Source organism: Cerasicoccus arenae (assembly GCF_014651635.1).
In the GTDB taxonomy this organism is placed as follows: Bacteria; Verrucomicrobiota; Verrucomicrobiia; order Opitutales; family Cerasicoccaceae; genus Cerasicoccus; species Cerasicoccus arenae.
Window position 1 is genome coordinate 163,080 of the sequence record NZ_BMXG01000001.1, and the last position, 14,061, is coordinate 177,140.

11 protein-coding genes are annotated in these 14,061 nt (G+C 54.6%); 10 read left to right on the top strand and 1 reads right to left on the bottom strand.

Annotated elements, in window-relative coordinates:
* Positions 1-429 precede the first annotated feature (429 nt).
* The 8 genes from IE065_RS00750 (at position 430) to IE065_RS00785 (ending at position 11,207) form a co-directional block, all read left to right on the top strand.
* A complete protein-coding gene (locus IE065_RS00750) occupies positions 430-1,758 on the top strand; it encodes a glycoside hydrolase family 88 protein (RefSeq protein WP_189510824.1) in 1,329 nt (442 codons plus the stop codon).
* Between the two features lie 2 nt (positions 1,759-1,760).
* A complete protein-coding gene (locus IE065_RS00755; RefSeq protein WP_189510827.1) occupies positions 1,761-3,146 on the top strand; it encodes a hypothetical protein in 1,386 nt (461 codons plus the stop codon).
* Between the two features lie 2 nt (positions 3,147-3,148).
* Entirely contained in the window at positions 3,149-3,643 is a 495-nt protein-coding gene (locus IE065_RS00760; protein WP_189510831.1) for an NUDIX hydrolase, read from the top strand.
* 278 nt (positions 3,644-3,921) lie between these two features.
* Positions 3,922-5,655 carry a GspE/PulE family protein gene (locus IE065_RS00765; RefSeq protein WP_189510833.1) on the top strand — a complete coding sequence of 578 codons (1,734 nt, stop codon included), beginning with the start codon at positions 3,922-3,924 and terminating at the stop codon, positions 5,653-5,655.
* Between the two features lie 46 nt (positions 5,656-5,701).
* Complete coding sequence (locus IE065_RS00770) at positions 5,702-6,778, top strand: type IV pilus twitching motility protein PilT (protein WP_189510836.1); 1,077 nt, start codon at positions 5,702-5,704, stop codon at positions 6,776-6,778.
* A gap of 23 nt (positions 6,779-6,801) precedes the next feature.
* Positions 6,802-8,496 carry a GspE/PulE family protein gene (locus IE065_RS00775; protein WP_189510839.1) on the top strand — a complete coding sequence of 565 codons (1,695 nt, stop codon included), beginning with the start codon at positions 6,802-6,804 and terminating at the stop codon, positions 8,494-8,496.
* A gap of 85 nt (positions 8,497-8,581) precedes the next feature.
* A complete protein-coding gene (locus tag IE065_RS00780; protein ID WP_189510842.1) occupies positions 8,582-9,853 on the top strand; it encodes a type II secretion system F family protein in 1,272 nt (423 codons plus the stop codon).
* 187 nt (positions 9,854-10,040) lie between these two features.
* Entirely contained in the window at positions 10,041-11,207 is a 1,167-nt protein-coding gene (locus IE065_RS00785; protein WP_189510845.1) for a hybrid sensor histidine kinase/response regulator, read from the top strand.
* A 27-nt stretch (positions 11,208-11,234) separates the two neighbouring features.
* On the opposite strand, the gene IE065_RS00790 is transcribed toward IE065_RS00785, so the two are convergent.
* Positions 11,235-11,705 (bottom strand): metal-dependent transcriptional regulator, encoded by a 471-nt coding sequence (locus IE065_RS00790; RefSeq protein WP_189510848.1) that lies wholly within the window; start codon positions 11,703-11,705, stop codon positions 11,235-11,237.
* Positions 11,706-11,822: 117 nt separating this feature from the next.
* Here IE065_RS00790 and IE065_RS00795 point away from each other — a divergent pair, with 117 nt between their 5' ends.
* Both IE065_RS00795 and IE065_RS00800 read left to right on the top strand, forming a co-directional pair.
* A complete protein-coding gene (locus IE065_RS00795) occupies positions 11,823-13,067 on the top strand; it encodes a carbohydrate porin (protein WP_189510851.1) in 1,245 nt (414 codons plus the stop codon).
* 58 nt (positions 13,068-13,125) lie between these two features.
* Entirely contained in the window at positions 13,126-14,046 is a 921-nt protein-coding gene (locus IE065_RS00800) for a metal ABC transporter solute-binding protein, Zn/Mn family (protein WP_229792030.1), read from the top strand.
* The last annotated feature ends 15 nt before the right edge of the window (positions 14,047-14,061 follow it).

A 14,061-nucleotide genomic window follows, 5' to 3' on the forward strand; every position in this document is an offset into this window, starting at 1 on the left:
AAGCGAAATTCTGCAGCGGGCAATTATTAAAGACGCTCGATGAACAACCACCATTCGCGAAGGTGGGTGTGAAATGAGACAGAGAACAGGAAAGGGCAGTTAGATTTTTCATAAGACAACCAGTAACGCAAATTCGTTGATCCATCGCAACGAAAATGTGCTCACCTGATCACATTAATAGTCACTATTAACGCCTACTGACAGTCAACGACATCGGCCACATTAAATGAGAACACCCAATCAAAAATAGCCCTTGGGCAGGCGAAAAAGCATGTTACGTCGAATTTGCAAATAACTTTCTACCTTGCCCTCTGAGAGGGCCTCTAAAAAGTCAATGGGTCTTCGCCTTCGGGGCACCCGCAGAGACCACGTTTCACCATTTGAGTGCAATGTGGCTCGCGCCTCCCTCTAACATTTCGCCCAATTCGCATGCTGACCGCACAACTCATTAACACCACAGTCGCCACTCCTAAACAGGCTTTGCTGGCAAATCTAGATGCCGTGCGAATCGAGCCTGGAAACGTGCTTCGATGCCTCGGGGGCGGCGGAAAAATCATCAGCTTGGCAGTAGCGGCAGACTTGCGAGGAGATTGCGTGGTCACCTTTGTCGATGGGCGCGGGCAGGAGCAGTCAGTTGCCGCCAGCTACGCATCACATGCGCAGCGCATACGGCTGCTAATGCCAACGGGAGGCGATGAACTACGCGTATCAAAAGTCACGGGCGAGGCCGAGCTTTGGATTGCCACACAAGCGCCGCTAGCACCCATCACCATTGACCCAGACGCAGACTTGCCCACCCGCCGCCAACATGCGTTCACCAGACTGCAAACGGATGCCGTGTGCCAGTTCAGTTGGATGGGCGGCTGCGTGCTCGACGGGCTAGCGCAGCTACAGCGGGCGGCTCCTCACGCAGGCTGGGCCGTAGCCATTGACGCGTGGTTGGCGCATTTTTTCCAAGGCGATGAATTGGTTTACCAAAACCCTCGCGGGCAAGAAGTGCACAACGCTTTTCATGGCGTCGAAAGCACCCTGCCCGTCTCCGTACTCGCGGCGCGCGATCCCTATTGCCCGGCAACTGACTGGGCACTCGCCAATTGGCGCGCCGACACACGAGCAGATGGCCTCATCGCCGACCACTGCGTGACAGCCGAAGGCAACTATACGGTTGCCTATCCACTGGCGGTGATCGGCGCGGGGCGAGGCGATACCGCCTTGATAGAATCTGCGCTCACCCAACTACGCGCACGCCGGAACGAGCTCTGCATCGACGGCGATCTCTATTTACGCAACCGCGAGGGTGCCCTCTCCTTCCGCAACTGGACGCGCGGCATCTGCTGGTATTTGCTCGGGCTGACCCGGTGCCTCGAAACGCTCGGCGTGGACAGCGATGCCGCTCTGGCCGCCCACGCCGCCGAGCGCGGGCAGTGGATCATCTCCCGCCAACGCTCCGACGGACTGTGGGACAACTTCCTCGACGAAGCCGGGCAAGGCTTTCCGCCGGACAGCTCTGGCTCCTCTGGCATCGCCACCGCGCTGATGGCCCTGCACCAACTCGGCCTACTTGGCGATGAAGCCCTCGCCTCCGCCGAACGCTGCTGGGATGGCCTGGGCAATTGCCTGGAGCCCGACGGCTGGCTCGGCTCCGTCGCCCCCAACAACAAACGCGGTGAAGCCGAGCAGCACACACACCGCCGCACGATTGAGCCCTTCGCCCTTGGCCTCTACGGCCAGCTCGCCGCTGCCTTGAAGGAATTTTAGTCATGATAAAAAAGCACCCTTACCTCTTTGTACTTCTAGCCTGCGCGCTGATGCTGATCGCGGGCGTCACGATCTGGATCGTAAGTGACGAGGAACCGCTGGACTACAGCAGCATGAACGTAGAAATCGGGCCTGAGGATGCGGCGATCAACGGCTACACCAAGCTGCGAGAAGTGACCGAAGGCATGGAGTGGGAAATGGGCAGATTGGAAGCAGATGATTGGGACGAATGGGTCGACATAAATCCATTCTATCCATATGAGAAGCCACTGACGGTGGACGAAATCCAGGTAATGCTTGCGACTAACCAAGCGAACATGGACGCCATCAGCGACGCCCTGTCGATGGAATTATTCCTCTTCGACCAAGAACCAACTTATGAAAGATTTATCCCTGAAAGCAAACATATCTTATCCTACATAGAAATGCGTGCGCTGCAGGCAAGGATTGTGGCAATCGACGGCAACCCGGCCGGAGCCCTCAATTCATTACTCGAAACGGCATTGAACGTTAAACAGTTCCAAAAGGCAAAGGGCGGCGTGGTTAACTTAGTCATCGCCACCGCCGCCCATAAGATAGTTAATAACGAGATTGCTTATCTCGTAAGCCATTATTCTCTGCCGGATTTGGTGCTACAAGAAGTCCTTGCTCGCTATCCACGAAACGAAGACTCGCAGACTAGTTTAACTTATGCGCTCCAGTGTGAATTTCAATTTTGCCTGAGTGTCTTAACTGCCATTGAAGGCGACGCTGATAATTTGGACTACGCAATTGGCACATCCAATGAATATCCCAGACCGTTACGCATGCTTGCCTATAAGCCCAACACCACTCGAAATTCCTTTTACCGATTGTATGAATTGTTGATCGCGCAATCGACGCTACCCATCGAGCAGCACGATTATAGTTTTTTCGATAACCTCGAGCACAAAGACTTATTCAAAATGCTAAGATCAGGCAATTTCGTCGGCGAAAGCATGCACCATATACTGATTCCTGCGATTCAGACCTTAACAAATTTATTGGCAAAACTCGATTTCCTCAGTGAGTGCACCTATCTGTATCTCGTCATTCGCCTTTACCAACTGGAGCATGGCACCCTGCCCCCAACGCTTGATGCGCTGGTGCCGGCCTACATTGACGCCGTGCCTCTAGACCCCTTCGACGGCAAACCAATCCGCTACAACCCCGCGCGGGCAATTATTTATTCGGTGGGAAATGACTTCATTGACGCAGGAGGCAGCAGCTATCCGTCGCGCTTCGATCATAACGCAGCCGATTTCATAGATCGTTACGATTCAAACGAAATTGCCGAATGGGACAACACTGAACCCACGTTCCATATTCGTTTTGACGTAGAGCCTGCCGCCGCTAGTCCTTCGGAGTAACGATGGGCAAGGAACGAATTTCGGCAGGTTTATTGATGTATGACGACTCGGGCGACGAGCTACGGGTGTTTATTACGCATCCTGGCGGGCCCTACTTTAAGAAGAAGGACGCGGGGCATTGGTCGATCCCCAAGGGCGAACCGGACCCCGGAGAAGACAATCTGCTGGAAGTCGCGCGGCGGGAGTTTGCCGAGGAAATCGGCCTGACGCCGCCGCCCATTGTCGATCAGCGGGTGATTTTTTGGCCATTGGACACGATTACGCAAAAAGGTGGCAAAGTCGTCCATGCGTGGGCATTTCGTGGGAAATGGCCAGCAGGGCGAGAAGTCGTCAGCAACCAGATTGAGATTGAATGGCCACCGAAATCCGGCAAAAAGATTTTTATCCCAGAGGTAGACCGAGCAGAAATGGTCACCGTGGAGAAGGCTCGGCGCATGCTGAAAGCGGCGCAAACGCCGTTTCTGGATCGACTGGTAGGTCTACTGGCGGTCCAATAAGGAGTTTGCCTCAATAATAATTAGCCGATGACCCAAAAATGGATTTGCCGCCGACGGCAAAAACCTGTGTCATCAACGCATGTATTTCGATTCGCCCCCTGACTCCATGAAATCACTGGCTAAATCTAGGGGGCGGACCTGGGTCAATTCACTCGGTTGAGCGCGAAAGCGCCAAGTGATAAGGACTTCTGCGCATTTCCTCCTTTACACGGCGCCCTGAAAGACGAAACTTCGGGGCTTGCCCACAATTTGAACGACGATAATCTACTTTATAGCTTGTGACATCCGCTGACGACTTTGTTCTCCAACTAATGCAGGACCGCGGCCTGGTGGACGCGGACGCCGTGGACCAGGCATTGGCCGAGGTCGGCGCCCAGGAAACCCCGCCCGACGACCTTGACGGTCAAGCCATTGAACACATTGTGGCCAGTGGTGCCTGCACTCATCTCCAGATCATCCAGGCCTTGGCCGAGGAGTTCAACATGGAGACGATCGACCTCAACGACATCCGCGTTTCCCACGAAGCGCTGGAGCTGGTTGATCGCGACATGGCCGCTCGCTACCACGTATTCCCGATCGAAGTAGACGGCAATACGCTGGAGCTGGCGACCTGCGATCCGCTGGACGTCGACTCGATCGACAGCCTCAGCCATGTGCTCAAGATGAGCGTCAATACGCGGCTGACCACTCCTGAATCCATTTCCAAAGCGATTGAGAACTATTACGACAGCCCCGAAGCTCAGGGCATGTCGGGCATGGACAATCTCTACCGCGATGTGCTGGAAGACGCCGACATCAAAGTCGAGCTGCCCACTGGCGACGAAGGCGACTCCGACGAAGAATCCGCCCCGATCATCCGCTACGTGCACATGATCATCACCGAGGCCATCAAGCGCCGCGGGTCGGACATTCATATGGAACCGCTGGAAAAGCGTTTCCGCGTCCGCTACCGCATTGACGGACGTTTGCAAGAGGTGGAAAACCCGCCCAAGCGCCTCCAGCCCGCCATTATTTCTCGCATTAAGCTGATGGCCAACGTCTCGATTGCGGAAAAGCGCGTCCCGCAGGACGGCCGCATTCAGATGAAGGCTCAGGGCAAGGAAATTGACTTACGCGTCTCCGTTCTGCCAACGGTTTACGGCGAGTCCATTGTCATGCGTATTCTTGACAAGGAAGGCCTGAACCTTGGTCTGCCGCAGTTGGGCTTTTTCTCGGACGACCAAGCGAATTTCGAGAAGATCATCGCCATGCCAGACGGCGTGTTCCTGGTCACTGGGCCAACTGGTTCCGGTAAGTCCACCACGCTTTATTCCGCGCTGAATTACGTGAACCACCCGGACCGCAAGATCATTACGGTGGAAGACCCGGTGGAATACCAGATGACGGGCATCAACCAAGTGCAAGTGCGCAAAGACGTGGGGATGACCTTCGCCGCCGCACTCCGCTCGATGCTCCGCCAAGCGCCCAACATCATCATGGTTGGGGAAATTCGTGACTTGGTGACGGCGGAAATCGCGATCAATGCATCGCTGACCGGTCACATGGTGTTCTCCACTCTGCACACCAACGACGCCCCCAGCTCGGTGACGCGTCTGGTGGATATCGGCGTGAAGCCTTTCTTGGTCTCGGCCGCGCTTCGTGGCGCGCTTGCCCAGCGTCTCGTGCGTCGCATTTGCCTCGGCTGTAAGAAGCCTTATCTGCCGGAAATCAGCGAGCTCAACGCCTTGGGCGTGCCGCAGGCACAGCTGGCCGACATTGAATTCTTCAAGGGCGAAGGCTGCGCCAAATGCACCAACACTGGCTGTAAAGGCCGCATGGGCATCTTCGAGTTCTTTGTCATCACCGAAGAAGTGCAGCAGATGATTTACGAAGGCCGTTCGCTCGTCGAGCTGCGTTCTAAGGCCCGCGAAGCTGGTATGCGCACCATGCGCGAAGACGGTTTCCGCAAGGTCGCTGCTGGCATGACCACCATTGAGGAAGTCCTCCACGTGACCGTGGGCGACATGAGCTAACCCTTATTCACCACCCGCCAACGCCAACCCAAACACGCCAAAAGACATGAGCTACGAAATGAATGAACTGCTCAACTTGATGTGCGATGAAGGCGCGTCAGACCTCCACATTCAGGTAGGCCAGCCCCCCACATTGCGCACTGGCGGCTCCATGGTCCCGGTTGACGGGCCAGACCTCGAACCGGAAGACACCGAGGAGCTAATGTCCGCCATCACCTCCGATGGCCATCAACAGAAGCTGAAGACGATCGGCGGCGCAGACTTTGGTTTTGCCTTTATGGACCGTGCGCGGTTCCGCGTATCCGTGCTGAAGGCCAAGGGTAACTACGGCATGGTGCTCCGGCAAATCCCCAACAAGCTCTTTGGGCTGCGAGAAATTGGTCTGCCAGACAAAGTGAAGGACCTCCTGACCCGCCCACGCGGGCTCATCCTCGTCACCGGACCAACGGGTTCCGGTAAGTCCACCACGCTGGCCTCGATGATCAACTGGATCAACGAAAACCAGGACGGGCACATCATCACCATTGAGGACCCGATTGAATATTTCCACCCGCACAAGCGTTGCATCGTGACGCAGCGCGAAGTCGGCATCGACGTGCCGAGCTTCGCAGACGCCATCCGCGGTGCACTTCGCCAAGACCCCGACATCATTCTGGTGGGGGAAATGCGTGACTTGGAAACGATCGAAGCAGCGGTCTCCGCCGCGGAAACCGGTCACCTCGTCTTCGGCACCCTGCACACCACCGGTGCCGCCCGCACGGTGGACCGTATCGTAGACGCCTTCCCGGCGGACACCAAGGACCAGATTCGCACGCAATTGGCCTCGTCCATCGTGGCAGTTATTTCGCAGGTGCTTTGCCGCAAGATCGGCGGGGGTCGCGTAGCTAGCTACGAGATCATGATCACCACCGATTCCATTTCCGCACTGATCCGCGAAAATAAAACCTACCGCATCAGCTCCGACATCCAGACGGGCGCAAACTTGGGTATGATCTCCCTAGACGCTCATCTGCTCAGCCTTTTCAACCGCGGGTTCATTACGGGCGAAACCTGCATCGAAAAATCACAGTTGCCCGATGAAATGCGCAATAAAGTCGCCTCCATGGCGGCACAGAAATCTTAATCAGCCCGCTTCGTTGCCCACCCATGTTTGAAGATCACAACGACACCATTTACGAAATCCTGCAAGAAAGCGACTTGATCGACAATGCGCAGCTGGATGACCTAAACCAAGCCCACATCAACACCGGCAAAGCGCTGGCCGAAGAGGCCATCGACTCCGAGTTAGTGGAACGACACGAACTCCTGCAGCTTGTGGCCGACTACCTCCAGTATGAATATCTGGAAAAGCCGCCCGAGCGCATTGACGAGGAGATCGTCCAGTCAGTCAAAGCCTCTGTCGCCCGTATGTACGCTGTGCTCCCGCTACGAGTGGACGACAGTTCGATCGACCTGCTGGCCAAGGATCCGTTCAACAACAACATCATTGATGACCTGACGTTCTCCCTCAGCAAAGACGTCAACCTCATCGTCACGGACCCCGATTTCATCGATAATCTGATCGTCCAGCACTACGGTAGCGAGGACGCCTCCATTGACGACCTACTCGACGAGATTCGTTCGTCCGAGGCCGAAATAAGCGCTTCTACAGACCTATCTGCCAGCGAACTGACCAATCTTGCCAACGAAACGCCCATTATTCGTTTCGTCAATCTGGTGCTCCAGCAAGCGATCCGCGACAAGGCGTCCGACATCCATTTCGAGCCCTTCGAGAAACAGTTTCGCATCCGCTACCGTATCGACGGTGCGCTCTACGAAATGGCCCCCCCCCCCTCCAATCTGGCAATTCCGGTCATTTCCCGTATCAAGGTGCTCTCCAGCCTGAACATCGCGGAGCGCCGTATTCCGCAGGATGGCCGCATTAAAATGACCATCGCGGGCCGCCCAGTGGACTTGCGCGTATCCACGCTGCCCACGCAGTTTGGCGAATCGGTGGTGCTTCGTGTGCTTGACAAGTCCGTGGTCAACCTCGACCTGGACAACCTGTCTATGCCGGAAGACATCCTGCATACCATCCGCTCGCTCGTGGCGCGCCCCAACGGCATCTTTATCGTCACTGGCCCCACCGGCTCGGGCAAAACAACTACGCTTTACTCCGCACTACGCGAGGTTAACCAGATCGACACCAAGATCCTCACAGCCGAAGATCCGGTGGAATATGAGATCGACGGCATCATGCAGGTGGCGATTAATCACGTCGTAGGCCTCAACTTTGCCGCCGCCCTACGCTCCTTCTTGCGCCAAGACCCGGACAAAATCATGGTCGGTGAGATTCGCGACCTGGAAACCGCCCAAATCGCGGTGCAAGCATCGCTCACGGGCCACGTGGTACTTTCTACGCTTCACACCAATGACGCTCCTGGCGCGGTAACGCGTATGATCGACATGGGCCTGGAGCCCTTCCTGATTTCCGCCTCGCTGGAAGGTGTGCTCGGGCAACGCCTCGTCCGCCGCATCTGCCCATCCTGCCGGATTGCCTACGAGCCAGACGGCGAGCTGATCGATATTCTCGGCATCGACCCGCTGGAAATCGCAGACAAGCAATTTTACTACGGCAAAGGCTGCTCCGAATGTAGCCAAACCGGCTATCGTGGACGCCAAGGTCTCTTCGAAATGATGGGCATCAGCGACACCATTCGCGACCTCATTACCCAGAAAGCTCCGACTCTTGTGCTCAAACAAAAAGCACTTGAGCAAGGTATGCGCACTCTGCGCGATGACGGCCTCCGCGCGATCTTCGATGGCGCAACCACCATCGAGGAAGTGTTAAAGTATACATAGAAACTCAATAGATTTAAATTGTCACTGGCACCAATCATTCACTACCTTGGCCTGCCTTATACATATCTGACCCGCTTACGACCCCATGGCAAAATTCAGCTACACAGCAATCGATCCCTCCGGTAAACAAAAATCCGGGGCCATTGACGCCGCCTCCGAAGAGGACGCGCAAAGCAAGCTTTCGGGCATGGGCCTGATGGTGAGCAAAATCAGCCAACAGGCTGATACCAGTAAAAAATCTCGTCGCGCCGCCTCTGCTGCCAATACAGGCGGCAAAAAATCAGGCGGCTTCCGCTTCGGCCCGATCATCAATCAGGAAAACCTGACGATTTTCACCCGTCAGATGGCTACATTGCTCCAAGCAGGCCTTCCGCTGTTGCGCAGTATTGAAGTCATGATCCGGCAGGAAAAGAACCCCGCTTTCAAGGATGTGTTGGTGCAAATCGCCGATAACGTCCGCTCGGGTAATAATTTTTCCGATGGCCTCGCCCAGCATCCAAAGATTTTCAAGCCACTCTTCATTAACATGATTAAGGCCGGTGAAGCTGGCGGCGTGCTCGACGTGGTGCTCACCCGTCTGGCCAAATTCATGGAAAAGGATCTGAAGACTCGCAAGAAGATCCAGTCTGCGATGATTTATCCAGCCGTTATTATCTCGGTGGCCATGATCATCGTGCTCGGTTTGCTGATGTTTATCGTGCCGAAGTTCCAGGAAATCTTTGAAACAATGCTTAAGGGCCAACCGATGCCTGCGTTGACCCGCTTTGTCATCGACGCTGGTAACGTGGTTAAGCCCACAGGCTTTATCGATGCCTTGATCAAGATCGTGGTCGCAGTCGGCCTGTTTTTCCTCGCCCGCTTCCTGATTAGCACCGGACCTGGCCAAAAAGCCAAAGATTGGCTGGCATTGAATACTCCTAAGGTTGGCGAACTCGTCAGCAAGGCGGCCATTTCTCGCTTCACCCGCACCTTCGGTACGCTGCTCTCCTCCGGCGTTCCAATCCTGCAAGCGCTTAACATTACCCGCGATGTCATCGGCAACAGCCGTATCGCCAGTGCGCTGGACCGCGTTCATGACCGTGTGCGTGATGGTGAAAGCTTGGCCACCCCGTTGGAACAACAGAAGATTTTCCCGACCATGGTCACCAGTATGATCGACGTTGGTGAAGAAACCGGTGAGCTCGCCGAAATGCTTAATCGAATCGCGGATAACTACGATGAAGACGTCGACAACGCGGTGAACAGTATCACCTCGATCATTGAGCCAATCATGATTATCTTCCTCGCCGTGATCGTCGGTACAATTGTTATCGCGCTCTTCCTACCAATTATCGGCATCATTCAGGGACTCACCTAATAGAGGTAGAGACAGTATTTTCTCCAATAAGGCCCGGTCTTCCGGGCCTTATTTTTTTGCTTAAGTCCGATCAAATCGATTGGGGATTCACCACTCGGTCCTAATCATCCGCTCTCCAATGGCTTACACCTGAAACCAGACGAAGATGGAGCTTGTCTCTCTTCAATTTAAAAGAAAAATTGAAGCCATGCTTGAGGCAAATGAGGACATTGAGCCAGTTGCCCCGAATTACGTGACTGACCAAACGATGGAGCAAACCATCACTTTGGGAAAGCTCGCTCGGGGAATTGCACACGACATCAATAATCTCGTAACGAGCATTCAAGGTAATGCTCAACTGGCCGAACGAGCCCTAACGAACCAGAATGAGCTGAAGAAATCCCTGAGTAACATCAAATTGGCTTCACGTCTCATTACAGAGCTGACCGGGCAGATTCAGACCTTTAGCCGCACTCATCAGATGCCTATTGCGGTCTTCAATCTGACCAAAGTCGTCAATGAAATCATTCTACTGATCCGCTCCACCCTGCCCCCCAGCATCCAATTAACCTCAGCCGTTTCTCATGAGCGCATCTACGTAAATGGCGCTTCAAGCCAGCTCGCGCAGGCCGTGATGAACCTATGCACCAACGCCCTGCAAGCTCTCGGACGCAAGGAGCGCGGCCAACTCAATATCGAGCTGGAAATCCAAAATGACCAAGCGCGCATTATCGTAGAAGACGATGGCCACGGCATTAGCTCCGATAAGCTTGATCGCATTTTCGACCCTTTCTACACGACCAAACATTTTGGTATGGGCAGCGGCCTCGGACTCGCAGTTGTCAAAAGCGTGATCGACTCTCATCAAGGCGATATCCAAGTCACCAGCACGCCAGACCACGGTACCCGCTTTGAAATCCTGATCCCCATTGCGCCTGAAGGCTCCGTAGAGGAAGTCACGCCAATGATTGAGCGACTCGCCAGCGCCTCAATGACCCGTAGTCAAACAGTCCTCCTAGTCGATGACGAGCCCACCATTCGCAGCCTTGGCGTAGACATCCTCCACTCCCTTGGCTACCGTGTTACCGTTGCTCGGGATGGGCGCGAAGCACTCGAGATTTTCCAACGACGCCCCGAATACTTTGACATCATCTTGAGCGACTCCCGCATGCCCGAGATGACCGGGCTTGAGCTGGCTGCCGAAATTCGGAAACTGCGCCCAGAGATGCCATTCATCCTGATCACGGCCTTCGATGACACCAAGGAAAACCCCTTGTTCAATCAGCTTTCGATCACCGACATCGTTCCCAAGCCATTCCGCATCGAGCAGCTTCAACGCAGCTTACGCCAAGCCATGCTAGGCGTAGAAAGTTGAGCCAAGAATAAAGCCCACTTGGGTGCCTTAATTTTTAATCTTCAACTTCGCTTCCAAAAGCCGCTTCATCGCGGCCAGCGTTTCATCACTGATGTGGTGCTCCAGTCCTTCCGCATCAGCGTGAGCCTGAGTTTCAGAAACTCCGATCGCCCGGAGAAAATCGACCACCAGATTGTGACGCACCGCAGAGGCAGCGGCCATTTTTCGGCCTTCATCGGTCAACTGTAATCCATCGCCGGAACGATCCAACAAACCTCGTTTCTCGAAGCGTTGTAGAGCACGCACGACCGATACATGCGTAACCCCAAAAATCTCCTGTAAGTCCGTGACCCTCGCGACTTGGCCGGCCTCAATCAGATCGTAGATTGCTTCCACGTAATCCTGAGCCAGTTCGTTGGAATGCTGCCGTCGCACACGCTGGTGTCGTCGGGCTGCCGTCTGGTTGTCATTACCCGTCGCCATCATCCTCACCAAACCGTAACGAAAATATGTTGACAAGCAAATAATGTAGCACAGGCTACATAACCAATGTAGCACAGGCTACATAACCAATGTAGCACGCGCTACATAAGCATGATTCTACCAAAACAACTTACCACTAAAACATTAACGCTCATGGCTTTCTTCATCTGTTCGGCGCTTTTGGCAACACCCGGCAGCAATGCCGACCCTGCCTACGATGAGCTGCGCCTGACCAATGACGCCTTTGGTGAAGATTGGATGAAAGCCGAAGGTGCCACGGGCTCTTGGGGTGGCTTACGGCCACAGCTCGAAGACCATGGACTCTCCCCTTTCGCCTCTGCAACGGGCCAATTCCTTGCCAATGTCGATGGCGGCTACGACGACGATTCGGCCTGGGAAATTCTCATCGACTTCGGTCTCGAAGTGGATTTGGAGAAGCTTGTCGGCTGGACCGGTGGCGCATTCTTTATCAACGCATTCTACTTCCATGGCAACGACTTGAGTGGGAACGGCATCGGAGATTTCAACGGCGTGAGCAACATCTACACGGGGACCGACGTCAACGTCTTCAATCTTTATGCATCGCAAAGCTTATTCGAGGGCAGGCTCTATCTGAAAGCCGGGCAAATTGCGGCAGACGATGACTTCATGGCGGCTGATACTGCGCTGATCTTTATCAATTCATGCTTTGGGCCCATCCTCACGGAATCCGGCAACATTGCCGCGCCAATCTACCCACTCGCCGCACCCGGGGCGCTGGTTAACTACGAACCGTTCGAGGGCTGGCAAGTTCTCGGTGCCGTTTACGCTGGCGATGCCGGGCCGAACCAGCCCAGCAATCATGGTTTTGAGTGGCGCACTGGCGGCAGCGCTGGCTGGGCTTGGTTTGGCGAGACTGGCGTTGATTATAATCTACTCGGACACGGCATTTTTAAACTCGGCGGTTTTTACGCCACGGGCGACTTTACGAATTTCTCCACGGGTGGGACGGAAGATGGACTCGGCGCGGTCTATGGCATCATTGACCATCAATTGCTCGATCCCAAGGGTGATCCCCTCGGCCTCAGCTTATTTTGCCGGGGGAGCTTCTCTCCCGACGAGTCACTGGCCACCGTCACTGCTTTCGTCGATGGAGGCTTTTCATTGCAAAGTATCTTTATTGCGTCCGATGCCTTTGGTGTCGCTGCCTCGCATGCTTGGTTTGGTAACGACTACCGAAACGCAAGTTTACTGGGAGGAACGCCGGTTACTGCCAGCGAAACAGTCGTCGAGGTCACCTACACGGCTGACCTCACCAGTTGGCTGTCCATGCAGCCCGACCTGCAATACATAATCAATCCGCACTACAGCGAAAGCGATGCCCTCATCATCGGTATCCGTTGTGCCATGAATCTTTAATCTCCATATAAGTATGTACCGGCAACTCATTCAAACAATAGTCCTTTTCATCGTGCTCATGGGTTCCCTGCACGTGCAGGCCGTGCCGAAAAAATATCCCTATCAGGCGGTCACCACTGTGGGCATGATTACCGACATCGTCCGAAATGTCGCAGGTGATAAAGCCGACGTCGAAGGCCTGATTGGCGAGGGCATCGACCCTCACCTCTACAAGCCCACCCGCAACGACCTGATTGCTCTCAAACGCGCGGACATTGTTTTCTACAACGGCCTTATGCTCGAAGGTAAGATGGCCGATGTCCTGATGAAAATTGCCCGCAGCAAACCCGTTTATGCTGTCACGGAAGGCATCGAAGACGAGGGTGACTATGTGCTGAACACTGAAGCCCAGCACTTTGACCCACATGTATGGATGGACGTGAGTGGCTGGATTCACGCTACACGAGTCGTCGCTGAGAGCCTTTCCGAATACGATCCGAAGAACGCGACTTTTTATCAGGAAAACGCTAACGCTTATATTACCCAGCTCAAGAAGCTCGACAACTATGCGCGGGAAGTCCTTGCAACGATCCCCGAAAACCAACGTATCCTTGTCACCGCACACGATGCCTTTAATTATATGGGACGCGCGTATGGCCTTCAGGTCAAGGGCATTCAGGGTCTCAGCACTGAGTCCGAAGCGGGCGTCCGCGACATCGAACATCTCGTGTCCTTTTTGGTGGAAAATAAAATCCCGGCGGTATTCGTCGAGACTTCGGTGTCCGATAAAAATGTCCGCGCCCTAGTCGAAGGAGCTGGTGCCCAAGGACATATGCTCGTCATTGGCGGCTCACTCTACTCTGACGCCATGGGCAAGACTGGTTCCTACGAAGGTACCTACATCGGCATGATCGACCACAATGTCACCATTATTTCCCGCGCCCTCGGCGGCTCTCCACCGGAAAATGGCATGCAAAACAAATTAGCAACCGCACACTAAGCGGCTCGATTAAAC